The sequence below is a fragment of the Janthinobacterium longum genome (assembly GCF_051380735.1).
In the GTDB taxonomy this organism is placed as follows: domain Bacteria; phylum Pseudomonadota; class Gammaproteobacteria; order Burkholderiales; family Burkholderiaceae_D; genus Janthinobacterium.
On the sequence record NZ_JBNYXQ010000004.1, the window covers coordinates 307503 to 333456 of the forward strand.

Below are 25954 nucleotides of genomic sequence, written 5' to 3' on the forward strand. Positions count from 1 at the left end.
GGTGTTCTTGTCTGGTACGGCGTCAAATTAGGCAGCTGGGGCGGCTTGTTCTTGTGCTGGCAACATCGGGAAGCCGAGGCGTTCGCGCGAATCGTAATAGGCCTGGGCGACCAGGCGCGACAAGGTGCGCACGCGGCCGATATAGGCGGCGCGTTCGGTCACCGAGATGGCGCCGCGCGCATCGAGCATATTGAAGCTGTGCGAGGCCTTCATGATTTTTTCGTAGGCCGGCAAGGTCAGTTGCAGTTCGATCAGGCGCTTGGCTTCTGCCTCGTAGTTGCCGAACTGTTCGAACAGCAGCTCGGTATTGGCGTGCTCGAAGTTGTAGGTCGACTGTTCCACTTCGTTTTGATGGAATACGTCGCCATAGATCAGCTTCTTGGTGGTGCCATTCTCTTCCCACTCGGTCCAGACCAGGTCGTAGACGTTTTCCACGCCCTGCAAATACATCGCCAGGCGTTCGATGCCGTAGGTAATTTCGCCCAGCACCGGCTTGCAATCGAGGCCGCCCACTTGCTGGAAGTAAGTGAACTGCGTCACTTCCATACCGTTCAGCCAGACTTCCCAGCCCAGGCCCCAGGCGCCCAGGGTCGGGCTTTCCCAGTCGTCTTCGACGAAACGCACGTCATTCTGTTTCAGGTCCAGGCCCAGTGCCGCCAGCGAACCCAGATACAGGTCGAGAATGTTTTCCGGCGCAGGTTTCAGCACCACCTGGTACTGGTAGTAGTGCTGCATGCGGTTCGGGTTTTCGCCATAGCGGCCATCTTTCGGGCGGCGCGACGGCTGCACATACGCGGCGCGCCAGGGTTCCGGACCGATCGCGCGCAGGAAGGTGCCGGTGTGAAAAGTACCAGCGCCGACTTCCATGTCGTAGGGTTGGAGCAGGGCGCAACCCTGCTTGTCCCAATAGGTTTGCAAGGTCAGGATAATTTGTTGAAATGTGAGCATCGTATGAGTTCGCCGCGCGACAGGCTGCGCTTTGTTAAGGTTTGCTTGAAGCCCGGATGGCTGCGCTGCAAGGCAGGCAGGCATCAGGGCCAGGGTTTTGCTAATTTTAGCGGGTTTTATGACGCTACTGTGACTCTTGTGTCAATTCGCCTTTGCGCCAGCCTTGCGGGCGCGGTAGCCCGGCAGGAAGGCGGCGAGCAAGGCCAGCGCGTTCAGGGCCAGCAGCAGTTTGTTGCCGTACACGATATACGGCGTCATGCCGCCCATGCCCTGCACCGTGGCTGCCAGCGTGCCTTGCTGCGCCGGTGGCAGCAGTTGCAGCACCTTGCCCTTGCCGTCGATCACGGCCGTGGCGCCGGTATTGGTCGCACGCAACATCGGCCGGCCTGTTTCCAGGCTGCGCATCTGCGAGATCTGCAAATGCTGGTCTATCGCGATCGAGTCGCCAAACCAGGCCAGGTTCGAGATGTTCAGCAAGACCGAGGCCGATTGCTTGCCATGGCGGTGGGCATTGGCAAGCTGGCCGGCGATCTCTTCGCCAAACAGGTCTTCGTAGCAGATATTCGGCAGCACCAACTGGTCGCGCACCTGCAAGGGCGGCTGCACGCGCGCGCCGCGGCCCATGTCGCCCAGGGGAATGGCCATCATGGCGACAAACCAATGCAGGCCAGGGGGCACGAATTCGCCGAACGGCACCAGATGATGTTTGCGGTATTGATAATACGGTCCCGGCGTTGCATTGGGCGTGATGCCGACGGCGGCGTTATAAAAGCGGCGTTCTTCGTCGAGCACCGGCATGCCGACCAGCAGCGTGCTGCCGGTCTGCTGCGCGTACGCACCCAGGCCTTCCAGGTAGCCATTCGGCAGCTGCTGCGGCAGCACCGTGACGGCCGTTTCCGGCGTGGCGATCAGGTCGGCCGGCGCACTGGTGATCGCCTGCCGGTACATCTGCAGGGCGCCCAGCACGAAAGCTGGGTCGAATTTTTGCTGCTGCGGCACATTGCCCTGTAACAGGCGCACCGTGATCGGGCGGCCTACCGCATGCGTCCAGTCGACATGCCGCAGGCCGATGCCGGCGCCATACAGGGCCAGCACGCCGCCAAGTGCGATCCAGCGCGTGCGTGGCAGCGGATGCGTCAGCAGCAGCAGGGCGCCGGCCGACAGCGCCGCCAGCCAGCCCAATCCATACGAACCGATGACCGGTGCGAAGCCGCCCAAGGGGCTGGCATTGTGGGCATAGCCGGTGGCCAGCCACGGGAAGCCCGTAAACAGCCAGCCGCGCGTCCATTCGAACAGGCTCCACAAGGAAGGCAAGACCAATAAGGTCATGGTGGGCAGCGACAAGACCCAGCGCCGGCGCAGCCAGGCAGCCGCGCCCATCGCCAGCGCCACGTAGATGCCCATCAGCAGCGCCAGCAGCGCTACCGCGATGGCGGCGACCGGCGCTGCCATGTCGCCATAGCGGTGCATCGAGATATACAGCCAGTGGGTGCCGGCGCAGCACCAGCCGAAGCTGTAAGCCCAGCCGATGCGCGCGCTGCTTTTGATGTCGGCGGCGCGCAGCACCTGGTAGAACAGCACGGCCAGGCTGATGATTTGCAGCGGCCAGTAGCCGAAAGGGGCGAAGGCCAGCACCGCCGCCGCACCGGCGATGGCGGCAATCACCATGCGCGAGAGCGTGCTGCGGGGCGGCTTGGGAGGGGCGTTGGGATCAACGCGTCTGAAACGCATTTACAGCACGCGCATGTCAGAGTTCCAGTTCGGGCACGTCGGGCAGGCGCTCGACCAGCAGCACATGCACCTGGCGTGCGTCGGCGCGCAGTACTTCGAAGCGCAAGTCGCCCAGGTCGAAGATATCGCCCTTGTGCGCCATGCGGCCCAAATGCTTGGAGACCAGGCCGCCGATGGTATCGACATCCTCAGATGGCAGGCGGCAGCCGAGTTGGTGGTTGAACTGGGCGATCTCGGTCAGCGCCTTGACGCGCCAGCGTGGGCCGAACTGGCCTTCCTTGAGCGAAAAAATATTGTCTTCTGCTTCGTCGAAGTCGTATTCGTCCTCGATATCGCCGACGATCTGTTCGAGCACGTCTTCGATGGTGATCAGGCCGGCCACACCGCTGTATTCATCGACCACGATGGCCATGTGATTGTGGTTGGCGCGGAAGTCGCGCAGCAGCACATTCAGGCGTTTCGATTCTGGGATGAAAATGGCGGGACGCAGCATCTCGCGCACGTCGAAGGACTCTTCCGCGTAGTAGCGCAGCAGGTCTTTCGCCAGCAGGATGCCGATGACTTTGTCGCGTTCGCCCTCGATCGCGGGAAAGCGCGAGTGGGCGGTCGACAGGACTTCCGGCATCCATTCCTCGATCGGCTTGCTGATGTCGATGACATCCATTTGCGAGCGGGGAATCATGATGTCGCGCGCGCAGAGATCCGACACCTGGAACACGCCTTCGATCATCGACAAGGCGTCGGCGTCGATCAGCTTGCGTTCGTGCGCATCGTGTAGAACTTCGAGCAATTCTGCACGGTTCTCTGGCTCGGGGGAAATAAGTGCGGTCAGGCGTTCAAACAGTGACCGGTGGGGCTTGACGTCAGTTCTGACGCCACTAGGATGCTCGGGCATAGGAGGCGTGAGCCGTTGTTGTGCAGGGGTATAGGATACACCAAAAGCGGGCAACTACCGATATTCCGCGCTTTTGATGTGAATTTACTACGCTTATTGCCGACGTTTCAGCTGGCTGAACCCAGCACGCGCAGGCGCAAGGCCGCCACGTCGGCCTGCCAGTCTTCGAAATGTTCGCTTTCCTGCCACAGCTGGCGCAGCTCCGACGATTCCGACACAATCCGCTCGAAGGCCAGGCGCGCCTTGTCCAGCAGTTGTGGCGTGATCCTCTTCTTGCAGGAGCTGACCCACTCATCGACTTCTTCGGTGGACGGATCTTTTTCGCCCGGCTTGCCCAGCAAGCGTGCGATCACCTCCAGCGCGGCCAGCGCTTCGGCGGCGTAGGGCGCTTCGAGTTCTTCTTCGGTGCTGTCGATAACATTGTCGAGCGTGGTCTCGAGCAGTTCCAGCGTCTTGTATTCCTGCAGGTCCTGCGCCCAGTCCATGGCGTAGTCGTTGCCGAAGGCGTCCAGTGCCCAGGTGGCCATAGTGCGTTCCTTTATTTCTTGTTATGCCTTGTATGGATCGGCGATACCCAGCTTGCCCAGAATGTCCGTTTCCAGAGCTTCCATTTCGGTCGCTTCTTCGTCATCCATGTGATCGTAGCCCTGGGCATGCAGCACGCCGTGCACGATCAGGTGGGCGGTGTGTTCTTCCACGCTTTTGTGCTGCTCTTGCGCTTCTTTTTCCAGCACGTCGGTGCACAGGATGATGTCTGCGCGGGTCGGCTCGTCGTCGGCAACGCTGTTGGAAAATTCGTCGCCTTCGTTGTAGGCAAACGTCAGCACATTGGTGGCGTAGTCTTTTTCGCGGTAGTCGCGGTTCAGGGTACGGCCTTCTTGCGCATCGACAAAGCGTATCGTCAGTTCGGCCGGTGCCAGCAGGGCCGCCTGCACCCAGCGGCGGATTTTCGGCCGCGTGATCACGGTGGCCAGGCGGGTGTCCGGGTATTGCACGGACAGGGACAGTTTATTTTTTTCGGACATTTTTGGCCGCTGCTGGTTTCAATAGGGGGACGATGGCGGCGTCAGTATCGGCTGCCTGCGCCGTTTCATAGGCGTCGACGATGCGCGCCACCAGCGGGTGGCGTACCACGTCGGTACTGTTAAATTGCGTGAAGCCGATGCCGCGTACGTCGCGCAAGACTTGCACGGCGTCGATCAGGCCGCTTTTCTGGCTCTTCTGCAAGTCGACCTGGGTCACGTCGCCCGTCACCACGGCCTTGCTGCCAAAGCCGATGCGGGTCAAAAACATCTTCATCTGTTCGACTGTGGTGTTCTGCGCCTCGTCGAGTATCACGAAGGCGTGGTTCAGCGTGCGTCCGCGCATATAGGCCAGCGGCGCGATCTCGATCACCTGTTTTTCGAACAGCTTTTGCGTGCGGTCAAAGCCCAGCAAGTCGTACAGGGCGTCGTACAGCGGGCGCAGGTAAGGATCGACCTTTTGCGCCAGGTCGCCCGGCAGGAAACCCAGGCGTTCGCCCGCTTCGACGGCCGGGCGCGTCAGAATGATGCGCTTGACGGCGTCGCGTTCGAGCGCGTCGACCGCGCAGGCGACGGCCAGGTAGGTCTTGCCGGTGCCGGCCGGGCCGACGCCAAAGCTGATGTCGTGTTCGAGGATGCTGCGCAGGTAGGCGATCTGGTGCGGGGTACGGCCGCGCAGGTCGCTGCGCCGCGTTTTCAGCACCGGGCTGGCGATATCGGGTTCGACAAAAGTGGCGGCGGGCGCGTCGCCCTGGTGCGCGTGGTGTTCGGACGCGGCCGACAGGCCGGCGCGCTGTTCCACCAGGGCCAGCTGCACTTCTTCCAGCGGCACGACCTTGTTGGCGATGGCGTAGAACTGTTCCAGGATTTCCACGGCGCGCCCGGCGTTGCTGCCGCCGACGATGAATTTTTCGCCGCGGCGGAAGATCGTCACGTCGAGGGCGGCGGAAATCTGGCGCAGGTTTTCATCGAGCGGCCCGCACAAATGCGCTAGGCGCGTATTGTCGAGTGGCTCGGGAATGAAGTAGTGCGGCTGGATCGGGGCTTTGGTTTTCAACTGGCTCTTTTCAATGCGGTGGCGCCGGCGACAAGTTCGCCGCGCAGGGTGTAGGAATGGCTCTCGGTGATGCGCACCTCGACCAGTTGGCCGATCAGATGCAGACCATCGGGGCCGGCGTCGAAATTGACTACGCGGTTGTTCTCGGTGCGGCCTTGCAGTTCGCTCGCATCAGTGTCTTTTTTCGAGCGTCCTTCGACCAGGATGGTCTGCACCGTGCCGACCATGGCCAGGCTGTACTTGCGCGTGTTGGCGTCGATGGCCGCCTGCAGCTGCTGCAGGCGCGCCAGCTTGACTTCATGCGGCGTGTCGTCTTCCAGGCTGGCCGCTGGCGTGCCGGGGCGCTTGCTGAAGATAAAGCTGTAGCTGTTGTCGAAGCCGACATCGGCGATCAGTTTCATCATGGCGTCAAAGTCAGCTTGCGTCTCGCCGGGAAAGCCGACGATGAAGTCCGACGAAATCGCCATGTTCGGGCGCACGGCGCGGATGCGGCGGATGATGGACTTGTATTCCAGGCCCGTGTAGCCGCGCTTCATGGCGCCGAGGATCTTGTCGGAGCCGTGCTGGGCCGGCAGGTACAGGTGATCGACCAGCTGCGGGATTTTTGCGTAGGCTTCGATCAGGCGCTGCGTGAATTCCTTCGGGTGGCTGGTGACAAAGCGCATGCGCTCGATGCCGGGAATGTCGGCCACGTATTCGAGCAGCAGCGCGAAGTCGGCAATCTCGCCGCCTTCCATCACGCCGCGGTAAGCGTTGACATTCTGGCCCAGCAGGGTGATTTCCTTGACGCCCTGCGCGGCCAGGCCCGCCACTTCCGTCAGCACGTCTTCGAAGCGGCGCGATACTTCCTCGCCGCGCGTGTACGGTACCACGCAGTAGCTGCAGTATTTGCTGCAGCCTTCCATGATCGAGACAAACGCCGAGGCGCCGTCGACCTTGGCCGGCGGCAGATGGTCGAATTTTTCAATTTCCGGAAAGCTGATATCGACCTGCGCGGCGCCACTGGAGCGGCGCAGTTCCATCATCTGCGGCAGGCGGTGCAGGGTTTGCGGGCCGAACACCAGGTCGACATACGGCGCGCGCTTGACGATGGCGTCGCCTTCCTGCGAGGCGACGCAGCCGCCCACGCCGATCAGCAGCTTGGGGTTGGCCAGCTTCAGTTCGCGCAGCCGGCCCAGGTCGGAAAACACTTTTTCCTGCGCCTTTTCGCGCACCGAGCAGGTATTGAGCAGGATCACGTCGGCGTCTTCCGGCGTGTCGGTACGCACCAGGCCATCGGAGGCGCCCAGTACGTCGGCCATTTTGTCCGAGTCGTACTCGTTCATCTGGCAGCCGAAGGTTTTAATGAATACTTTTTTCTGCATGGGGTCGGGCGCTTTAGCGGTAATGGGTGCGGGATGGATGCTGCGCAAAGCGGGCGAAGGCCGGGCCATGCGGAGCCCAGCATGCGGTAAGGCGGTAGTTTAACGTATATCGCGGCGCCGGGCCATGGCGCGCTTGCCCCTGGCGGCGTGCTGCCATCAGGTGCAAAGGCAACCATTGCCGTGCATCACCATTGATTTGTAACAAGTTGCTGCAAAGCCTAGTGTGCGGCCGGTTCGCATCCTAATGTGTTGAAATGGCATCGTTGCAAAGGCAACCAGCCGCTTGATTGATATTTAACAATCGCGAAGGTTGCGCTGCGCGCGATTGCTGGCGGTTTGAACTAGTATATTGCCGTATATGCAAGTCATTCGAATAATCGAGTGTAGGAGATTGAGGGGAGGGAAAGGTTAGGGCGCGTTCTTTTGAAGCACTCTAAGCCAGCCTTAAGTTCAGATCGGCATTATTTTCAACATTCACCAGACGAGGAAAAATCATGGCACATCATGCACTGGCATCTCAAGAAAGCTACAACCCCAACCACCTGCTCGATATTTTGCTCAGCAAGATGCAGCTGAAAAACGATGCAGCCTTGTCGCGCCTGCTGGAGGTCGCGCCACCGGTCATCAGCAAGATCCGCCACCACCGCTTGCCGGTCGGCGCCTCGCTGCTGATCCGCATGCACGAAGTGACGGGCATGAGCATCCGCGACCTGCGCGACCTGATGGGCGACCGCCGCACCAAGTACCGCCTGTCGGACGCCCAGGGCCGTCCAAAAGCGGAAGAGCGCGGTGATGCGAAAGAATCGAATTACGCGCATCACTGAGATGGGCCCCTGGCGCTGAGCTTGCCGCCTGCATCGCTGCAGGCGGCAAACTGGCAGCGTGGGTAGCTGCAGTACGGATAACGGCTTTCGCCTTGCGGCGCGAGCCGTTTGCGTTTGCGTCGCTGGTATTGATCAGCCCGCCTGACTCAGCAAGGCTGCCGTGATTTCGTCATAGCGCAGCTCGATTTCGCGGAATAGTTGCAAATACGTTTCTTCCGACAGGTCCAGCGCGTTCCACGCCACCAGCGACACGTGCGGCACCATGTCGTCGCCCGCCTGTGCCAGGTCCAGCGCGCAGACGATGGCATTGGCAACATGGATCAGCGCGGCCAGGAAACCGGCACCCGGCGCTTCCGGCGTCGGGTAGTTGCCGATTGCCAGGCGCATGGTGTCGGAAAAATTCCAGCGCTCGGCCAGCGCCACGCCCGCCTGTACATGGTCCACGCCCAATACCGTGCGCTCGGCCTCGAGCATGGTGCAATCGTGTTCGGCGCGCCAGGCGATCACTTGCGCATAGTGTTCCGGAAAACTCGATACCAGTACCAGGCGGCCGATATTGTGCAACAGCCCCGCCGTAAACGCGTAATCCTGGTTGAAGCGGATTTGCCGCGCCAGTACCTTGGCGCAGGCGGCCGTGGCCACCGAGTGGCGCCAGAACTCCTTGTCGTCAAAACCCGCGCAGCGCCCTTCCGGAAAACAGCCGGTAATCGCCGCCGACATGATCAGGCTGCGCGTGGTCTGGAAGCCCAGGTAGGTGATCGCCTGCTGGATGGTGGTTGCCTTGACCTGCAGGCCGTACTGCGACGAGTTCGCCAGGCGCAGTGTCTTGGCTGTCAGTGCCTGGTCGTACGACACTTTTTTCGCCAGCACGGAAATATCGATGTCTTCCTGGTCTATGCTGTTGAGCAACTCCATCACCACGACCGGCAGCGACGGCAGGTCGTCGAGGTGGGCCACGATATCGTCGGCCGTCAGCCGGGCCTGGCCGGGGTTCATGCCTGTGCTCCCAGGCGGTAGCTGCTGACATAGCTGTGCAGAATGCTGGTGGCCGCATCGTCGGGAAGGTCGGGGTCATACTTGCGGAACAGATAGTCCAGCCGCGCGCGATGGGCTTCCTGCTGCCGTGCCTGCTCTTCCGGCGACATGCCGGGTGCGGTGATCGGCAGCATGTCGATGCCGTGGCGCGGCATCAGTGACAGCATGTTCTCCGTCAGGACCGCGCCTTGCGGCAGCAAGACTTGCCCGTGTGCATCGAGTAGCACATCGGACAAGGTCATGCCCGCACGGACCTGGTCCAAGGGTAAATATTGATGCGCGACCGCCATGATGATTCCTCCTGTGATGCACAATATTACCATTGCCGTTGCGCAATTAACCGTTTGCGGCCAGGGTGATGCCGCATTCATGCCACGCTTGGGCGCGCTTGCTGTAAATCCTGCTTATTCTTGCCAATCCGCAAACCATACCGTACATTTCACGGTATCTGACGTCTCCATGCCCGCGTCGCGGGCCGCCAGACCTGGCCCTGGGAGTGTTGTTCGATGGTACGTATCCAAGTCCGGCTGACCTTGCTTTTCATCGTGATCGTGACCCTGGTGCTTGGCATTTCCGGCAGCTATACCCAATATACTCTCAGCAAGGAACTTGAAGCCGGCAGTACCCGCTTGCGCAGCGGCGTGCTGACGCGCTTGCAGACCAGCTTGCCATCGGCCCTGTGGGACCTCGACAAGACCAAGGTCGACAGCATTGTCGCGGCCGAAATGTTGCCGCCAGAACTGGTCGGCATCCGCGTCTATGACGCTTCGGTGGGGCTGTTTGCCGGCGCAATGCGCGACGCTAGCGGTGCGCTGGCGCCCCTGGTCAGCGACGGCGCGCTGGGTGGCACGGCAATCGAGGCGCCGCTGGTGTTTCGCGACGCGGTGGCCGCCGCCAGTGGCGGCACGCCGGTAATCGTCGGCAAGGTGGTGGTCAATTTCAGTCGCGAGCAGATCGATGCGGCGCTGCGCAGCGAGGTGTTGCGCAAGGTGCTCGAAGTGCTGCTGCTCGACGTGATCCTGGTGGCAGCGCTGGGCCTGAGCCTGCGCATCATCTTCGGACCGCTGCGCCAGTTGCGCGATGGCCTGTTTGACCTCGCAACGCGCGGCAGCGACGAGGTCGAGGAATTGCCGGAAAGCCGGCGCGACGAACTGGGCGACGTGATCCGTGGCTTCAATGCGGTGCAGCGCAAGCTGCAATCGATCATCGAGCGCACGCGCCAGGCGGAAGACGCGGCGCGCCGCTCGCAGCAGGAGACGGCGCAGGCCATGCTCGATTTGCGCCGCACCCAGGAATCCTTGCTGCAGTCCGAACGGCTGGCCTCGCTGGGCAGCCTGGTGGCCGGCGTGGCGCATGAAATCAATACGCCGGTCGGCATCGCGCTGACCAGTGCCTCGGTGCTGAAGGATGCGACCGATAACATCAGCGCTGCGGTCGCTGCCGGCAATATCAGGAAGACTGATATCGTGCGCTACCTGGAAACGGCTGGCGAAAGTTCGCGCCTGATCATGAACAACGCCTACCGCGCCGCGCACCTGATCCACAGCTTCAAGCAGATCGCCGTCGACCAGGTCAGCGAAGCGAGGCGCGCGTTCGAGTTGCGCGCGTATATCGTCGAAGTGATGGACAGCCTGCAGCCGACCTTGAAAAAGACCCGCAGCGAAGTCATTATCGACTGCCCGTCCGGCATCGAGTTCGACAGCTACCCCGGCGCGCTGGCGCAGGTGCTGACCAACCTGGTTCTCAACTGCGTCGAACACGCGTTCGACCCCGACACGGCCGGCACCATCCATATCGGCGTGCGCTGCGAAGAGGGGCAACCGGACGCCAGGGCGCAATGGATCGCCCTGCAGGTGCGTGACAATGGCCGCGGCATCGCTCCCGACATGCTCGACCGCGTGTTCGACCCGTTTGTTACTACCCGGCGCGGCCAGGGCGGCACCGGCCTCGGTTTGAATATCGTGTTCAACTTGATTGCCAAGCAATTTGGCGGCACCATCACGGTCAGCAGCACGCTGGGCCAGGGTGCTACCTTTTTGGTACGCATGCCCCGCGTGACGCCGTTGGCGCACAGCAAAGGAGAGGGGTATGGCAATGGAAGAGAATAATCGGCAGGTAGCATTGCTGCGCGGCATAAACGTCGGCCGCGCCAAGCGCGTGGCGATGGCCGACCTGCGCAAGCTGCTGGCCGACCTGGGCTACGGCGACGTGCGTACCGTCCTCAACAGCGGCAATGCCGTGTTTCAGGCCGGCAGCGTGCCGCCGGCCACCTCGGCCACCCGCATCGAGGAAGCGCTGGTGCTGAAACTGGGCGTGGCCGCGCGGGTGACGGTATTGTCGGCCAGCCAGTTTGCCGAACTGATGGCGCAAAACACGCTGGCGCCAGGCTATGACCCTGCGCGGCTGCTGGCGCTGGTACTGAACAGGCCGGCCGACACCGCGCGCCTGGCGCCGCTGCTGGGCCAGCCCTGGCAACCGGAAGCACTGGCCGTCGGCAGCTGGGCCGCGTATGCCTGGTGCCCCGATGGCGTGCTGGCCAGCAAGGTGGTGGCCGCGCTCGGCTTGCTGCTGGGCGACGGCGTGACCTCGCGCAACTGGGCCACCATGCAAAAAATCGATGGCTTGCTGAACGGATCGGCAACGGCAGCCTGACTGTTCCAGCACTCCCGCTGGTGCCATCGTCAGCGCCACCCTGTTTTTGGGCGCGCCTGCAGCACGAAAACAATATATCGATTAGTATATTGTTGATGAAAGACCGAAGCCTGTGGGAGGCATAATGGAAACGCTGCAAGCACCTGATACATCCATGCAATTGAATTTCGACGCCATGCGCGCGTCCGCCTGCAAGGCCAGTTCGCTGCTGAAGGCGATGGGCAATGCCGACCGCTTGATGCTGCTGTGCCAGTTGTCGCTTGGCGAGCATTGCGTCAGCGACCTTGAGCAGAAGACCGGCATCGGCCAGCCGACCCTGTCGCAGCAGCTCGGCGTGTTGCGCGAAGAGATGCTGGTCGCTACCCGCCGCGACGGCAAGCAAATTTATTACCGTGTCGCCAGCACCCCCGTGATGGCGGTGTTGCAGGTGTTGTACGCGCAATTTTGCCCGCCGCAGCCCGTGTTCAACGACGAGGCGGATTGATCCATGCAGATCGCCTGGCACGCGTTTACGCCATGGACTTCCCTGGCCGGCGGCATGCTGATCGGCCTGGCCGCCGCCATGCTGATTCTGTTCAATGGCCGCATTGCCGGCATCAGCGGCATCGTCGGCGGCCTGCTGCGTCCGCGCACCGGTGACGTGGCCTGGCGCCTGGCCTTTTTGGCTGGTTTACTGGCCAGCCCTTTGTTGTACCTGCTGTTCCATGCACTGCCAGAAGCGCAGATCGCCGCCGGCACGCCGGCCTTGACGTTGGCGGGCCTGTTGGTCGAACTGGGCGTGCGTTATGGCGCCGGCTGCACCAGCGGCCACGGCGTGTGCGGCCTGTCGCGCGGGTCGCCGCGCTCGCTGGCGGCCACCGCCACTTTCATGGCGGCCGGTTTTGTCACCGTGTATCTGCTGCGCCATGCGCTGGGCTGAATCATGAGACTGTTATTTTCCCTGTTGAGCGGCCTGGTGTTTGGTATCGGCTTATTCATGTCAGGCATGAGCAATCCTGCCAAAGTGCTCGGTTTCCTGGACCTGGCCGGCAACTGGGACCCCTCGCTGGCGCTGGTCATGCTTGGCGCCATTTTGGTGGCCACGCCCGCCTTCTGGCTGGCGCGGCGTCGCCGTACGGCCCTGCTGGGCGACAGCATGCAACTGCCCGCCGCGCAAACCATCGACCGCCGCTTGCTGCTGGGCAGCCTGGCCTTTGGTGCCGGTTGGGGCATCGCCGGCTTTTGTCCGGGGCCGGCGCTGGTGTCGCTGCTGGCGCTGGTGCCGCAAGCATGGATGTTTGTCGCCGCCATGCTGGTGGGCATGCTGATCTTCGAAGCACTGGAACGCCGCAAAGCTGCTCGCACCACCGCCTGAGACGGTACAATCTGGCGCATCGCCATTCCAGGAACTACTGACCATGAAGACCGTGATTTTCCGCGCAGCCACGCGCACCACCGTGCTGTGCGGCGTGCTGGCGCTGGCCGCCTGCGGTGGCTTGCTGAAAAAGTCGCCACCACCGGCGCCCGTGCCGGTGGCCGACAAGCTGCCCAATCCGCAGGTGCTGCTGCTGGGCGAAGTGCACGACAATGCGCAAGGCCACCGTTTGCGCTTCGAGGAACTGCAGCGCCGGGTCGCCGCCGGCTGGCGCCCGGCAATTGTTATGGAACAGTTCGACCGCGAAACCCAGCCCCTGCTGACGCGCGCGGCGCGCGACTGCGCCGACCCCGAATGCATTATCCGCGTGATGGAGCAGCCGCGCTGGGACTGGAGCTTGTACCGCCCCGTGCTTGACCTCGTCATCAGCTACCAGTTACCGCTGATCGCCGCCAACCTGTCGCGTGTCGACGCCTCGCGCACCGTGCGCGACGGCGTGAAATCGTCGATGACACCGGCCATGATCAGCACCTACCTGTCTGCACCGGTGCCGGCCGACATACTGGCCGCGCAAAAAAAGGAAATCCAGGACGGCCATTGTGGCATGCTGCCCGACATGATGATAGGCGGCATGGTCGACGCCCAGGTGGCGCGCGATATCTGGATGGCCAAGGTGATCCGCGACCAGGCGCCGCGCGGCGTGGTGCTGTTCGCCGGCAATGGCCATGTGCGCAAGGACATCGGCGTGCCGCGCTGGCTGAAACTGGCCGACCCGGAGCTGAACGTGCGCACCATCGGCTACCTGGAGCCGGGCAGCAGCTATCCGGGCGCCTTCGACCTGACACAGACCATGCCGGCACAGCCGCGGCCCGATCCGTGCGCCAAGTTTAAAAAATAACTATTGCTGCACGCGTACCAAGGCACTGACCCGGCTTGCCGTCTCCAGCAGTTTCGGCAAGCTGTGTTCCATCAAATGCGCCACCGACGGCCCCGCCGTCTGGCCGCTGACATTGATCGCCGCGACGATCTTGCCGCTGCGATCAAGCACCGGCGCGGCCAGCGCGATCAATCCCTGTTCCAGTTCCTCCTGTACCAGGCACCAGCCCTGGCGCCGCACCTGGGCTATCTCGTCCATCAATACCTCGATATCGACTTTCGTTGCCGGTGTGAGTTGCAGCAAGGCCATCTTCGACAGCCGCGCGCGCAGCGCATCCGGCGCCAGGCTTGACAGCAATACTCTTCCCATCGAGGTGCAGTAGGCGGGCAGGCGGCTGCCGATGCCCAGGTTGATCGACATGGTGCGGTGCGCCGACAGCCGCACCACGTAGACGATATCGTCGCCGTCGAGCACGGTGGCCGAGCACGACTGGCGCAGCACCTGCATCAATTCTTCCAGCAGCGGCTGGGCCTGGGTCCAGATCGGCAACGACGACAGATAGGCGTAGCCGAGGTCGAGCACCTTGGGCGTCAATCGAAACAGCCTGCCATCGGCTTCCACATAACCGAGTTGCAGCAAGGTCAGCAGGATGCGCCGCGCGCCGGCCCTCGTCAGCTGCGCCCGTTCCGCCACTTCGGAGAGAGTCTGCTGTGGAGCATCAAAGCCAAAGCTGCGCAGCACGGCCAGTCCGCGCGCGAACGATTGCACATAACTGTCGCCGGGACGCGGACTTTCTTCTGTGGCGGGAAGGGGAGGGCTGTGCTGGTTCATGGGCATTCCAGTTGATCAAGGTGGCAATTATAGCCATGGCTTTGGTGCAAACGGCAAATTGACAAGCGCAGTGAACAGGCATATTCTCACGAATAAGTTCTAAATACGAATACTTGTTCGTTTAGCGAACAAAGTTTGAGGAATCAAAACAAGGAGGCACCGCATGATCGATAAACTGCGTACCAGCGTGTCGGAGGCACTGGCCGATATCCACGATGGCGCCACCGTCATGATTGGCGGCTTCGGCGGGGCCGGCCAGCCGGCCGAGCTGATCGACGGCCTGATCGCCCAGGGCGCACGCGACCTGGTGATCGTCAACAACAATGCGGGCAATGGCGACACAGGCCTGGCGGCGCTGCTGAAAAACGGGCAAGTGCGCAAGATCATCTGCTCGTTTCCGCGCCAGGTCGATTCCCATGTGTTCGACGGCCTGTACCGCGCCGGCAAGCTGGAACTCGAATTGGTGCCACAGGGTAATCTGGCCGAGCGCATACGCGCCGCTGGCGCTGGTATCGGCGGTTTTTTTACGCCCACCGGCTATGGCACCGAGCTGGCCAAGGGCAAGGAAACGCGCGAGATCGATGGCCGCATGTATGTGTTCGAGTCGCCGATCCACGCCGACTTCGCGCTGATCAAGGCCGAACAGGGCGACCGCTGGGGCAACCTTACCTACCGCAAGACGGCGCGCAATTTCGGCCCGATCATGGCCATGGCCGCCAGGGTCAGCATCGCTTCCGTGCACGAAGTGTTTGAGCTGGGCGCTATCGACCCCGAACATGTGATCACGCCGGGCCTGTTCGTGCAGCGCATTGTGCAAGTGCCGCGCACCGCCACCGGCCCGGCCGGCTTCAACGCTTCCTGAGGAGACCAGCATGAACAAATGGAATCGAGACCAGATGGCGGCCCGCGTGGCGGCCGACATCCATGAAGGATCCGTGGTCAACCTCGGTATCGGCTTGCCGACCCTGGTTGCCAACCATCTGCCAGCCGGCGCCGAGATTATTTTGCACAGCGAAAACGGCGTGATCGGCATGGGCCCGGCGCCCGCACCCGGCGCAGAAGACTACGACCTGATCAATGCGGGCAAGCAGCCCGTCACCTTGCTGCCCGGCGGCAGCTATTTTCACCATGCCGACAGCTTTGCCATGATGCGCGGCGGCCACCTCGACATCTGCGTGCTCGGTGCTTTCCAGGTGTCCGCCACCGGTGACCTGGCCAACTGGCATACGGGTGCGCCGGATGCGATTCCGGCCGTCGGCGGCGCCATGGATCTGGCCATCGGCGCAAAAAAAACCTGGGTCATGATGGAATTGCTGACCAAGGCCGGTGACAGCAAGCTGGTGCAAGCCTGCACTTATCCGCTGACCGGTGTCGGCTGCGTCAGCCGCATCTACAGCGATCTGGCCGTGATCGATCTGGGGCCGCAGGGCGCGGCCGTGATCGACCTGGTTGATGGCCTGAGCTTTGAACAATTGCAGGCCTTGACACCGGTCACACTGGCTGACGCCCGCTGATTTTGCATTACCCTTTCTTGGAGGAAAGTAACATGACAGCAGCTTTTATTTGTGACACCCAGCGCACCGCCTTTGGCCGCTACGGCGGAGCACTTTCCGGCGTGCGTGCCGATGACCTGGGCGCCGTGCCGATCCGCGCCCTGATGGCGCGCAACCCGAACGTCGACTGGGAGGCCGTCACCGACGTGCTGTACGGCAGCGCCAACCAGGCCGGCGAAGACAATCGCAACGTCGCGCGCATGGTGGCCTTGCTGGCCGGCTTGCCGATCACGGTGCCTGGCGCCACCCTGAACCGCTTGTGCGGCTCGGGCCTCGATGCGGTCGGCAGCGCCGCGCGCTTTATCAAGAGCGGCGAAGCGGGCCTGATGATCGCCGGCGGCGTGGAAAGCATGAGCCGCGCGCCATTTGTGATGGGCAAGGCCGACAGCGCGTTTTCGCGCGCCATGAAAATGGAAGACACCACCATCGGCTGGCGTTTCATCAACCCCCTGATGAAGGCGCAATACGGTGTCGATTCGATGCCGGAAACGGCGGAAAACGTGGCCGCCGAATTTGGCATCAGCAGGCTTGATCAGGACCTGATGGCGCTGGCGAGTCAAACCAAGGCGCTGGCCGCGCAGCAGGCCGGCGTGTTCGACAGTGAAATCTGCCCCGTTACCATCGCCCAAAAGAAGGGCGACCCGATTATCGTCAGCCGCGACGAGCACCCGCGCGCCACCACCCTGGAAACCCTGGCCAAACTGAAACCCGTGGTGCGCGCTGACGGCACTGTGACGGCCGGCAATGCTTCCGGCGTCAATGACGGCGCCGTGGCCCTGCTGCTGGCCGACGAAGCGAACGCCGCCCGCCATGGCTTGACCCCGCGCGCGCGCGTGGTGGCGATGGCCACGGCTGGCGTGGCGCCGCGCATCATGGGCATCGGTCCGGCGCCCGCCACCGTGAAAGTGCTGGCGATGACCGGTTTGAGCATGGCCGACTTCGACGTGATTGAACTGAACGAAGCGTTTGCCGCCCAGGGCCTGGCCGTGCTGCGCCAGCTCGGCGTGCGCGACGATGACCCCCGCGTCAATCCGAACGGCGGCGCGATTGCGCTGGGCCATCCGCTGGGCGCTTCCGGCGCGCGGCTGGCCATGACGGCTGTCAACCAGTTGCACCGCACCGGTGGCCGCTACGCGCTGTGCACCATGTGCATCGGCGTCGGCCAGGGTATCGCGTTGGTGCTGGAACGCGTCTGATGGCGTGCCCCGGCCTACGTATTTATGCGTATGTCCGGCTGCCGCGCGGCGCGTTTCCAGCGCGTATGATGCAAAACCTGCCCCCAAAACCTGGGTTGGCGTTGGCTTTTTTACACGAATAAGAAGACTCATATGACACATGACACAGCAAATGACATTGCGCAGCTGACCTCGCAGCAGCGCATCAAGGCGATTATCGGCGCCTCTTCCGGCAACCTGGTGGAATGGTTCGATTTCTACATTTACTCGTTCTGCGCGCTGTACTTTTCGCATGCCTTTTTCCCTTCCGGTAACCCGACCACGCAACTGCTGCAAACGGCCGGCATCTTTGCCGCCGGTTTCCTGATGCGTCCGGTCGGCGGCTGGCTGTTCGGCCGCATTGCCGACAAATACGGCCGCCGCCAGTCGATGATGATTTCCGTGCTGATGATGTGCGGCGGCTCGCTGATGATCGCCGTCATGCCCACTTATGACACCATCGGCGCGTTTGCGCCGTTCCTGCTGCTGGTGGCGCGCTTGTTCCAGGGCCTGTCGGTCGGCGGCGAATACGGCACCAGCGCTACCTACATGAGCGAAGTGTCGGAGTCCGGCAAGCGCGGCTTTTTCGCCTCGTTCCAGTACGTCACCCTGATAGGTGGCCAGTTGCTGGCGCTGTTGGTGCTGGTGGTGCTGCAGCAATTGTTGACCCTGGAAGAACTGCGTGCATGGGGCTGGCGCATCCCGTTCGTGTTCGGTGCGCTGGCCGCACTGGTGTCGCTGAACCTGCGCAAGTCCTTGACCGAAACCACCACCGCCAGCGAGCGCAAGGACAAGGACGCCGGCAGCCTGCGCGGCTTGCTCAAGCACAAGCGCGCGTTTATCACCGTGCTGGGCTTTACGGCCGGCGGCTCGCTGGTGTTCTACACCTTTACCACCTATATGCAGAAATACCTGGTCAACACGGCCGGCATGGATACCAAGACGGCCAGCGCCGTGATGACCTGCGCCTTGCTGGTCTACATGATTCTGCAGCCGGTGTTCGGCGCCTTGTCGGACCGCATCGGCCGCCGTACCTCGATGCTGTTCTTCGGCGGCCTGGCCACCCTGTGCGTGCTGCCGATCATGCATGCCCTGAAAGACATTTCCAGCCCGTACGCGGCGTTTGGCCTGATCATCGTCGCGCTGGCCATTATCAGCTTCTATACCTCGATCAGCGGCCTGATCAAGGCCGAGATGTTCCCGGTCGAAGTGCGTGCGCTGGGTGTCGGCTTGTCGTACGCGGTCGCCAACGCCATGTTCGGCGGTTCGGCCGAATACGTGGCGCTGCAGTTCAAGGCATGGCACGTGGAAGAGTATTTTTACTGGTACGTCACCATCATGTGCCTGATCTCGTTTATCGTCGCCATCCGCATGCCGGACCCGGGCCGTTCGGGCCTGCTGAAATAAGGCAAACGTCGTAGAATAGGCATTCAGGAAATGGCAGCGTGAGGGCTGCCATTTTTTTACCCACTTCCAGGAGGGACCATGTCGTATGTTTTCGCCGCACCCGTGCAGGCCGCCGTTCCCGTCGTTGGCCAGGACGCGCTGTTTCCCGTTCATCGCATCTATTGCGTGGGCCGCAACTATGTCGATCACGCCAAGGAAATGGGCCACACCGGCCGCGAGGCGCCGTTCTTTTTCATGAAGCCGGCCGACGCCGTGCTGCCGGTAGCCGCTGGCGCCACCGGCGAACTGCCGTATCCGGCCCAAACCGAAGACTTCCAGCACGAGATGGAACTGGTGGTGGCGATTGGCAAGGGCGGCAAGGACATTTCCGTAGAGCAGGCAATGGAATATGTCTGGGGTTATGCGATCGGCCTGGACATGACGCGCCGAGATGTGCAGGGTGCGGCAAAAAAACTGGGCCGTCCGTGGGATACGGGCAAGGCCTTTGAACACTCGGCGCCGATCGGTGCCATCACCCCAGCCGCCCAGGCCGGCGAGATCGGCAGCGCCGCCATCACCCTGCACGTCAATGGTGGCGTGCGCCAGAGCAGCACCATCGACAAACTGATCTGGAACGTGGCCGAAACCATCGCCGACCTGTCGACGTATTTTACTTTGCAGCCGGGCGACCTGATCTACACTGGCACGCCGGCCGGCGTGGCGGCCGTGCAGCGCGGCGATGAGCTGGTTGGCGCCATCACGGGCCTGGGCGAACTGCGCCTGAAGGTGGTGTAAAAGCGGCCTGCCGCACCGCGCCGCCAGAGTGACCGATGCATAGTCATCGTGCAGGCTTTGTTCAAGGAGACAGCGATGATAAACAAAACCTATGCCGTGGCCCAGCCCACGCGCGCCGAGATCGACGCCTTGCCGGGCGCTGCCGTGCTGGAGTTCGGCACCGGCTGGTGCGGCCACTGCCGCGCCACCGATGCGCCGCTGGCAGCCGCCCTCGAACAGCATCCCGAGGTGCCGCACTTGCGCGTGGAAGACGGCAGCGGCCGCGCGCTGGGCCGCTCGTTCAAGGTCAAGCTGTGGCCGACCCTGGTTTTTTTGAAGGATGGCCAGGAAGTGGCGCGCCTGGTGCGCCCGCTCGACAGCCGCGAGATCGGGCAGGTGTTGGCGCTGATTGACGTGTAAGCAAGCGATAGCTGGGGGCAGACCCGCGCGAGCGCTGGCGCAAGCCGCCGAGTTCGCGTCCTTGAGGGTCTGACCCCAAACAACTTTCTTGCCGCAGTGCACCACTACGCGTATCATGAAACCATACAGCAAGATCAAGCGCATCCCTCGAAAGATGCTGGCGCGATCATCACGGCCAGCCCCACCGCGGGCGGCCGCAGGCAAGGCTTCACCACAAATGACCGATGCCGCGATGCCCAGCGCAGGTCTGGTACGGAAATGCCTGGCAATCGCCGGGCGCTGACACACGTCCTCATCCCCTGACGCCCTTCCTGCCGTGCCCCGGATCACCGGATTGCGCACGACCGTTGTTTTTGTTTGCACATTGCGTGGCAAATAAGTAGCAAATACGCAGCAAACGTGACCGCGCGCGGCTATGATATGCCAGCGACGCGTCGAGACAACGCGCCGTGCTGCTGCCTGAACAAACATCCAGAGAATGGCCTTTAGACACCCTCCCCAAGGAGCGCAGTAACATGAGCACCACCCCCAAGAAAAATTCACCGCGCACAGTGCTGTTTGCCAGCCTGATCGGCACCACCATCGAGTTCTTCGACTTCTATATCTACGCCACCGCCGCCGTGCTGGTGTTCCCGAAACTGTTCTTCCCCGCCGGCGACCCGTCGGCCGCGGTGCTGCAGTCGCTGGCCACCTTCGCCATCGCCTTCTTTGCGCGTCCGATCGGCTCGGCCGTGTTCGGCCACTACGGTGACCGCATTGGCCGCAAGGCAACCCTGGTGGCGGCCCTGCTGACGATGGGTATTTCCACCGTCGTTATCGGCTTGCTGCCGACCTATGCCGCGATCGGCACCGTGGCGCCGCTGCTGCTGGCGCTGTGCCGTTTCGGCCAGGGCCTGGGCCTGGGCGGTGAATGGGGCGGTGCGGTACTGCTGGCCACGGAAAATGCGCCACCGGGCAAGCGCGCCTGGTACGGCATGTTCCCGCAACTGGGTGCGCCGATCGGCTTTTTCCTGTCGGGCGGCATTTTCCTGCTGCTGAGCGAAACCCTTACCGAAGAGCAGTTCTTCAGCTACGGCTGGCGCATTCCCTTCCTGGCCAGCGCGCTGCTGGTGATCGTCGGCCTGTACGTGCGTTTGAAAATCACGGAAACGCCGGACTTCCAGAAAGTGCTCGACAAGAACGAGCGCGTGAAACTGCCGGTGGCCACCGTGTTCCGCCAGCACGGCCGCATGCTGTTCCTGGGCACCATCGTGGCGCTGGCCACTTTCGTGCTGTTCTACCTGATGACGGTGTTTGCACTGAGCTGGGGCACCACCAAGCTGGGCTTCACGCGCAAGGAATTCCTGATCGTGCAATTGTTTGCCGTGCTGTTCTTCGCGCTGACAATCCCGTTCTCGGCCATCCTGGCCGACCGCCGTGGCCGCCGCACCACCCTGATCTGGGTCTCGGTCGCCATCGCCGTCTTTGGCCTGGTGCTGGCGCCCATGTTCGGTTCCGGCGTGACCTGGGAAGTAACCGTGTTCATGGCCGTCGGCCTGGGCCTGATGGGCATGACCTACGGCCCGCTGGGCACCATGCTGTCGGAACTGTTCCCGCCGGAAGTGCGCTACACGGGCGCCTCGCTGACCTTCAACCTGGCCGGCATCCTGGGCGCCTCGCTGGCGCCGTATATCGCCACCTGGCTGGGCACCACCTACGGCTTGCAGTACGTGGGCTACTACCTGACCCTGGCAGCGCTGCTGACGCTGGCCGCGTTGCTTGCAGTGGGCAAACCTCGTGCGGGCAAGGAAGCCTGGGAGTGATGCAGCATTAGTCCTGCTCAGTTAAAAAACCCGCCAGTTCATTGGATGAACTGGCGGGTTTTTCATTGGTGGCCAGCACCGCATAAATCCGCATCACGCAAAAAGCTTTCCTCAGAGGACAGGCGTAATTTTCTGGCTATCGGGATGTTTTGAGATGGTTTTCTTCAGAGCTTGCGCATCACTGCGAGCGGGCCAATGATAATCAGTGTTGTGTTATCCGATTTCTGGATGGTGATTTTCTCCGCATCCCAACGTGCCCAGCTTGGTACATTGCGCGAAACAATTCTTCTTCCATCACTATCCAGATAGTCTTGGTTGTACCCGAGTGATACCATCTTGTCATTAAGGCTACGCAGATTTCCATCTTCTGCGATACCGATAATTGGAATCATCATTACACGCATGAAAACAACCGCTGCGCCGCCGCCGAAGAGTGCGCCCATGGTCGAGCCCTGGTCGGCAGCAAAAAAGGATGTTGCAAATGCGACGATCCCGCTGCCTGCGAGTACGATGCACAGCCAAATAAGGAAATCACGCCTTGATCCAAAAGGATTGAGCGAATAAATTCGTTTTTTTGAGATCAAACTGTGTGTCGACATATTAATTGTTGCGCTCCGAATGACAATTGAAGACCAATGATGAAATAAAAACTCACCATTGGTAAATTTAAAACTTCACAGGCAACTTGCGCAAGACTTTTGCGTAGGGTTCTAGGCGGCGCTGGCTTTACGCTTACGCTTCAGGGCAATCGCGCTTTTCAGATAGGATACGCTGGCCGGGTCCGGATAATCCTGCAGGTAGCCGATGATGTCCTTGTGCTCGTCGTGGGCAGGATCGAGCAGGCGTTCACGTTCCGCTGCGAAGTCGGACGGCAGGTCACCAGTCATGGCCAAGTCCGTATCAATGCGCCGCGAGGGTGCGATGGCGCCAGTGTGACGGCAAATGAAGACTGGATCAACCGCGTGCCATGCGCACATGAAAAAACCCGCTGCTGCGCAAGGCAAAAGCGGGTTTTCAATACTGCAAATTCTTGGTGGTGATAGGTGGACTTGAACCACCGACCCCAGCATTATGAATGCTGTGCTCTAACCAACTGAGCTATATCACCAAACAGACCGGTCAGACCGGATGCTGGTTTTGACCAGGGCAAACCCTGATCGATGTTCTTTGGTGGTGATAGGTGGACTTGAACCACCGACCCCAGCATTATGAATGCTGTGCTCTAACCAACTGAGCTATATCACCCAACAGCCGAGCATTATCCGGCCTTCCGTTTTCCTTGTCAATGCCGGCCGCAAAAAAATCTGTGGGTTTTTCGTGGTGGCTTATGCCAGGCGCGCCTGTATCTGCGCCAGCATCTGTCCGGCCGGATCGTTGCTCAGGCAATCGATGACGAGCCGGTCGGGCATCGAACGCAGCCAGGTCAGCTGGCGCTTGGCCAGCTGGCGCGTGGCGATAATGCCGGTCTCGCGCAGTGTGGCGCGGTCGATGCGTCCGTCGAGGTAGTCCCAGGCCTGGCGGTAGCCAACGCAGCGCATGGAGGGCAGGCCAGGGTGCAGGTCGCCGCGCCGTCGCAGTCCATCCACTTCACCCTGCAGCGCGTCGTCTTTCAGCATGGCGTCGAAGCGGGCGGCGATGCGCGCGTGCAGCACGGCGCGGTCCGATGGCTCCAGCGCAAACGACTGCAGATGGAATGGCAGCACGGTTTTTTCGCGCAGCGCCAGCAGGGCCGACATGGGCTGGCCCGACAGGACGATGATTTCCAGCGCGCGGCCGATGCGCTGGGCATCGTTCGGCGCCAGGCGCGCAGCAGTCGGTGGGTCGAGCTGCGCCAGGCGCGCATGCATGGCGGGCCAGCCGATGGCGGCCGCATCTGCTGCCAGCTGGACGCGCAGTTCCGCGTCGGCGCCGGGCAAGTCGTCGAGGCCATCGACCAGGCCCTTGAAATACAGCATGGTGCCGCCGACCAGCAGCGGCAATTTGCCGCGCGCCGTGATCTCACTGACCAGGCGCAGCGTGTCGTTGCGGAACTGCGCCACCGAATAGGCATCGAGCGGGTCGATAATATCTATCAAGTGGTGCGGCACGGCCGCCAGTTCGTCGGCGGTCGGCTTGGCCGTGCCGATATCCATGCCGCGGTAGACCAGCGCCGAATCGACCGAGATGATCTCGGAGGGAATGGCTTGCGCGATGGCCAGCGCGCAAGCGGTCTTGCCGCTGGCCGTGGGGCCCATGATGGCGACGGCCAGGGGGAGACTAGGGGAGTTTTGCATATTGATACTTGTAAGGTGTTACTGCCCGCGCAGGAATAATTTGTCCAGTGCGCTGATTTCCACCTGCACCCAGGTCGGCCTGCCATGGTTGCACTGATCGGCCCGTTCCGTGCTTTCCATCTGGCGCAGCAGGGCGTTCATTTCCTGCACCGACAGGATGCGGTTGGCGCGCACGGCCGTGTGGCAGGCGAGGGTGCCCAGCAGTTCGTTCTGGCGCTCGATCAGCACGCGCGAGCCGCCGTATTCGCGCACGTCGCGCAGCACGTCGCGCGCCAATGTCTGCGCATCGGCGTTCTTGAGCAGGGTCGGCACGCTGCGCACGGCCAGGGTGGTGGGTGACAGGGCGGCGATATCGAAGCCCAGCGCCGTCAAAGTGTCCTGGTTTTCATTCGCGGTCGAGACTTCGATCGCGTCGGCATAAAACGTCACCGGTATCAGCAATGCCTGCACCTGCATGTCCTGGCCCGATACCTGCGCCTGCAGCGCGGTTTTCAGCTGTTCGTACAGGATGCGTTCGTGGGCTGCATGCATGTCGACCAGCACCAGGCCCTTGGTATTTTGCGCCAGGATGTAAATGCCATGCAGCTGGGCCAGCGCAAAGCCGAGCGGATATTCTTCGCGCGCCATCGCTTCAGCCGAGGCGACGTAGGGCTGCACCTGCGTGACGGGCGACGGTGCACCGCCGAACAGCGCACCATACGATGCAGTGTCTTGTGCCACGCCCGGCGCCTCGGCAAAAAACGGCCGCGTGCCGCCAGCGGGCGCGGGTGCAAAGGTATTCGTGAACTGCGCGCCAAACGAGGTCTGCGTCTGCTCGCGGCGCCACAGACCCGGCCCTCCGGCGCCAGTCGCATCGCCTCCAAGGCTGGCTGCAGCAGGCAAGGGTGCCGGCACGCTGCCAAACGCGGTGGCCGAGGTCTGCGCCAGCGCGCGCTGCACTGCGTGAAACACGAACTGGTGTACCGAGCGGCTGTCGCGGAAGCGCACTTCGATCTTCGACGGATGCACATTCACGTCGACCAGCGAGGGATCGAGGTCGAGCGCCAGCACGTACGAGGGAAAACGGTCGCCGTGCAGCACGTCCTGGTAGGCCATGCGTACCGCGTGCACCAGCAGCTTGTCGCGCACGAAGCGCCCGTTGACATAAAAGAACTGGCCGTCGGCGCGCGCCTTGGACGCCGTCGGCAAGCCGGCAAAGCCGTGCAGGCGCAGGCTGCCCGCTGTTTCGTCGATTGCCAGGCGCGCTTCGGCAAAGTCATTGCCGAGAATATGCGCGCTGCGCTTTGCCAGTTCGCTGATATTCCATTGATCGATGGTGCGGCCGTTGTGCGACAGCGAGAACGACACATCGGGCCGCGCCAGCGCAATGCGGCGCACGACTTCGGCGCAGTGGCCGTACTCGGTCTGTTCGGATTTGAGGAATTTGCGCCGCGCGGGGGTGTTGAAATACAGGTCCTGCACGTCGACCGTGGTGCCTTGTGCGCCCGACGACGGCGCTACCGTGCCATTGTGCGAGCCGACAATTTCCCATGCATGGGCAGCGTCGGCCGTGCGCGAGGTAACGGTCACGGCCGCGACCGACGCAATCGACGCCAGCGCCTCGCCGCGAAAACCCAATGTGCCCACGTTTTCCAAGTCGTGCAGCGAGGCGATCTTCGAGGTGGCGTGACGCGCCAGGGCCAGCGGCAGCTGGTCCTTGTCGATGCCGCGGCCGTTGTCGGTGATCGCGATGCGTTTCACGCCGCCTTCTTCGAGCCGCACGGTGATCTGCGTGGCGCCCGAGTCGAGCGCGTTTTCCAGCAATTCCTTGACCACCGCCGAAGGCCGCTCGACCACCTCGCCGGCGGCGATTTGCGAAATCAGCTGGTCAGGCAGGGCCTGGATCGGACGGTGGGGCGTGATGGGAGCATTCATGCCGTAGATTATACCGGGGTCAGACCCT

The 25954-nt window shown here is 62.3% G+C and carries 28 protein-coding genes and 2 tRNA genes; 14 read left to right on the plus strand and 16 right to left on the minus strand.

Going from position 1 to position 25954, the window contains the following annotated elements; translation table 11 throughout:
- Positions 1-27 precede the first annotated feature (27 nt).
- From glyQ to miaB, 7 genes are all read right to left on the minus strand, one after another.
- Complete coding sequence (glyQ, locus tag ACQ4WM_RS14155; protein ID WP_436547307.1) at positions 28-948, minus strand: glycine--tRNA ligase subunit alpha; 921 nt, start codon at positions 946-948, stop codon at positions 28-30.
- A 141-nt stretch (positions 949-1089) separates the two neighbouring features.
- Positions 1090-2616 carry an apolipoprotein N-acyltransferase gene (gene lnt / locus ACQ4WM_RS14160; protein WP_436547308.1) on the minus strand — a complete coding sequence of 509 codons (1527 nt, stop codon included), beginning with the start codon at positions 2614-2616 and terminating at the stop codon, positions 1090-1092.
- Positions 2617-2695: 79 nt separating this feature from the next.
- On the minus strand, positions 2696-3574 hold the full coding sequence (locus ACQ4WM_RS14165; RefSeq protein ID WP_436547309.1) for a CorC family transporter: 879 nt from the start codon (positions 3572-3574) through the stop codon (positions 2696-2698).
- 107 nt (positions 3575-3681) lie between these two features.
- Positions 3682-4101 (minus strand): DUF4259 domain-containing protein, encoded by a 420-nt coding sequence (locus ACQ4WM_RS14170; protein WP_436547310.1) that lies wholly within the window; start codon positions 4099-4101, stop codon positions 3682-3684.
- A gap of 21 nt (positions 4102-4122) precedes the next feature.
- On the minus strand, positions 4123-4599 hold the full coding sequence (gene ybeY / locus ACQ4WM_RS14175; protein ID WP_436547311.1) for an rRNA maturation RNase YbeY: 477 nt from the start codon (positions 4597-4599) through the stop codon (positions 4123-4125).
- The gene (locus ACQ4WM_RS14180; RefSeq protein ID WP_436547312.1) at positions 4583-5653 is read right to left on the minus strand and encodes a PhoH family protein; all 1071 of its coding nucleotides are present in this window, start codon (positions 5651-5653) and stop codon (positions 4583-4585) included. The genes ybeY and ACQ4WM_RS14180 overlap by 17 nt, the downstream gene beginning before the upstream one ends.
- Entirely contained in the window at positions 5650-7017 is a 1368-nt protein-coding gene (miaB, locus tag ACQ4WM_RS14185; protein ID WP_436547313.1) for a tRNA (N6-isopentenyl adenosine(37)-C2)-methylthiotransferase MiaB, read from the minus strand. Before miaB ends, ACQ4WM_RS14180 begins: the two co-directional genes overlap by 4 nt.
- A 494-nt stretch (positions 7018-7511) precedes the next feature.
- Between miaB and ACQ4WM_RS14190 the strand changes: the two genes are divergently transcribed.
- Positions 7512-7841 (plus strand): hypothetical protein, encoded by a 330-nt coding sequence (locus ACQ4WM_RS14190; RefSeq protein WP_308924523.1) that lies wholly within the window; start codon positions 7512-7514, stop codon positions 7839-7841.
- A 132-nt stretch (positions 7842-7973) separates the two neighbouring features.
- On the opposite strand, the gene ACQ4WM_RS14195 is transcribed toward ACQ4WM_RS14190, so the two are convergent.
- Both ACQ4WM_RS14195 and ACQ4WM_RS14200 read right to left on the minus strand, forming a co-directional pair.
- Positions 7974-8837, minus strand: coding sequence for an HDOD domain-containing protein (locus ACQ4WM_RS14195; RefSeq protein WP_436547314.1), 864 nt, complete (start codon positions 8835-8837; stop codon positions 7974-7976).
- A complete protein-coding gene (locus ACQ4WM_RS14200) occupies positions 8834-9118 on the minus strand; it encodes a hypothetical protein (protein WP_436547315.1) in 285 nt (94 codons plus the stop codon). The genes ACQ4WM_RS14195 and ACQ4WM_RS14200 overlap by 4 nt, the downstream gene beginning before the upstream one ends.
- A gap of 264 nt (positions 9119-9382) precedes the next feature.
- On the opposite strand from ACQ4WM_RS14200, the gene ACQ4WM_RS14205 reads away from it, so the two are divergent.
- The 6 genes from ACQ4WM_RS14205 (at position 9383) to ACQ4WM_RS14230 (ending at position 13780) form a co-directional block, all read left to right on the plus strand.
- Positions 9383-10984: a sensor histidine kinase gene (locus ACQ4WM_RS14205; RefSeq protein WP_436547316.1), complete on the plus strand. Its 1602-nt coding sequence runs from the start codon at positions 9383-9385 to the stop codon at positions 10982-10984.
- Positions 10971-11528 carry a DUF1697 domain-containing protein gene (locus ACQ4WM_RS14210; RefSeq protein ID WP_436547317.1) on the plus strand — a complete coding sequence of 186 codons (558 nt, stop codon included), beginning with the start codon at positions 10971-10973 and terminating at the stop codon, positions 11526-11528. Before ACQ4WM_RS14205 ends, ACQ4WM_RS14210 begins: the two co-directional genes overlap by 14 nt.
- Positions 11529-11682: 154 nt before the next feature.
- Complete coding sequence (locus tag ACQ4WM_RS14215; RefSeq protein WP_436547318.1) at positions 11683-12012, plus strand: ArsR/SmtB family transcription factor; 330 nt, start codon at positions 11683-11685, stop codon at positions 12010-12012.
- Between the two features lie 3 nt (positions 12013-12015).
- On the plus strand, positions 12016-12447 hold the full coding sequence (locus ACQ4WM_RS14220) for a YeeE/YedE family protein (RefSeq protein WP_436547319.1): 432 nt from the start codon (positions 12016-12018) through the stop codon (positions 12445-12447).
- 3 nt (positions 12448-12450) lie between these two features.
- On the plus strand, positions 12451-12882 hold the full coding sequence (locus ACQ4WM_RS14225) for a DUF6691 family protein (RefSeq protein ID WP_436547320.1): 432 nt from the start codon (positions 12451-12453) through the stop codon (positions 12880-12882).
- 43 nt (positions 12883-12925) lie between these two features.
- Positions 12926-13780, plus strand: a complete 855-nt coding sequence (locus ACQ4WM_RS14230) for a ChaN family lipoprotein (RefSeq protein ID WP_436547321.1) — start codon at positions 12926-12928, stop codon at positions 13778-13780.
- On the opposite strand, the gene ACQ4WM_RS14235 is transcribed toward ACQ4WM_RS14230, so the two are convergent.
- Positions 13781-14590 carry an IclR family transcriptional regulator domain-containing protein gene (locus tag ACQ4WM_RS14235; RefSeq protein WP_436547322.1) on the minus strand — a complete coding sequence of 270 codons (810 nt, stop codon included), beginning with the start codon at positions 14588-14590 and terminating at the stop codon, positions 13781-13783.
- 163 nt (positions 14591-14753) lie between these two features.
- Here ACQ4WM_RS14235 and ACQ4WM_RS14240 point away from each other — a divergent pair, with 163 nt between their 5' ends.
- From ACQ4WM_RS14240 to ACQ4WM_RS14270, 7 genes are all read left to right on the plus strand, one after another.
- The gene (locus tag ACQ4WM_RS14240) at positions 14754-15452 is read left to right on the plus strand and encodes a 3-oxoacid CoA-transferase subunit A (RefSeq protein WP_436547323.1); all 699 of its coding nucleotides are present in this window, start codon (positions 14754-14756) and stop codon (positions 15450-15452) included.
- 10 nt (positions 15453-15462) lie between these two features.
- On the plus strand, positions 15463-16104 hold the full coding sequence (locus tag ACQ4WM_RS14245) for a 3-oxoacid CoA-transferase subunit B (protein WP_436547324.1): 642 nt from the start codon (positions 15463-15465) through the stop codon (positions 16102-16104).
- Between the two features lie 32 nt (positions 16105-16136).
- The gene (gene pcaF, locus ACQ4WM_RS14250) at positions 16137-17339 is read left to right on the plus strand and encodes a 3-oxoadipyl-CoA thiolase (RefSeq protein WP_436547325.1); all 1203 of its coding nucleotides are present in this window, start codon (positions 16137-16139) and stop codon (positions 17337-17339) included.
- A 132-nt stretch (positions 17340-17471) separates the two neighbouring features.
- Positions 17472-18764: an MFS family transporter gene (locus ACQ4WM_RS14255; RefSeq protein ID WP_436547326.1), complete on the plus strand. Its 1293-nt coding sequence runs from the start codon at positions 17472-17474 to the stop codon at positions 18762-18764.
- Positions 18765-18842: 78 nt separating this feature from the next.
- On the plus strand, positions 18843-19538 hold the full coding sequence (locus ACQ4WM_RS14260) for a fumarylacetoacetate hydrolase family protein (protein ID WP_436547327.1): 696 nt from the start codon (positions 18843-18845) through the stop codon (positions 19536-19538).
- Positions 19539-19613: 75 nt separating this feature from the next.
- Positions 19614-19937: a thioredoxin family protein gene (locus ACQ4WM_RS14265; protein ID WP_436547328.1), complete on the plus strand. Its 324-nt coding sequence runs from the start codon at positions 19614-19616 to the stop codon at positions 19935-19937.
- Positions 19938-20452: 515 nt separating this feature from the next.
- Positions 20453-21739 carry an MFS transporter gene (locus tag ACQ4WM_RS14270; RefSeq protein ID WP_436547329.1) on the plus strand — a complete coding sequence of 429 codons (1287 nt, stop codon included), beginning with the start codon at positions 20453-20455 and terminating at the stop codon, positions 21737-21739.
- A gap of 164 nt (positions 21740-21903) precedes the next feature.
- Here the strand turns inward: ACQ4WM_RS14270 and ACQ4WM_RS14275 are convergent, their stop codons facing one another.
- The 6 genes from ACQ4WM_RS14275 to mutL form a co-directional block, all read right to left on the minus strand.
- A complete protein-coding gene (locus ACQ4WM_RS14275; RefSeq protein ID WP_436547330.1) occupies positions 21904-22338 on the minus strand; it encodes a hypothetical protein in 435 nt (144 codons plus the stop codon).
- Between the two features lie 111 nt (positions 22339-22449).
- Positions 22450-22626 carry a hypothetical protein gene (locus ACQ4WM_RS14280; RefSeq protein ID WP_436547331.1) on the minus strand — a complete coding sequence of 59 codons (177 nt, stop codon included), beginning with the start codon at positions 22624-22626 and terminating at the stop codon, positions 22450-22452.
- 144 nt (positions 22627-22770) lie between these two features.
- A tRNA-Met gene (locus tag ACQ4WM_RS14285) sits at positions 22771-22847 on the minus strand.
- Positions 22848-22907: 60 nt separating this feature from the next.
- Positions 22908-22984, minus strand: a tRNA-Met gene (locus tag ACQ4WM_RS14290).
- An 80-nt stretch (positions 22985-23064) separates the two neighbouring features.
- Entirely contained in the window at positions 23065-24012 is a 948-nt protein-coding gene (miaA, locus tag ACQ4WM_RS14295; protein ID WP_436547332.1) for a tRNA (adenosine(37)-N6)-dimethylallyltransferase MiaA, read from the minus strand.
- Positions 24013-24030: 18 nt separating this feature from the next.
- Entirely contained in the window at positions 24031-25926 is a 1896-nt protein-coding gene (mutL, locus tag ACQ4WM_RS14300; RefSeq protein ID WP_436547333.1) for a DNA mismatch repair endonuclease MutL, read from the minus strand.
- Positions 25927-25954: the final 28 nt, after the last annotated feature.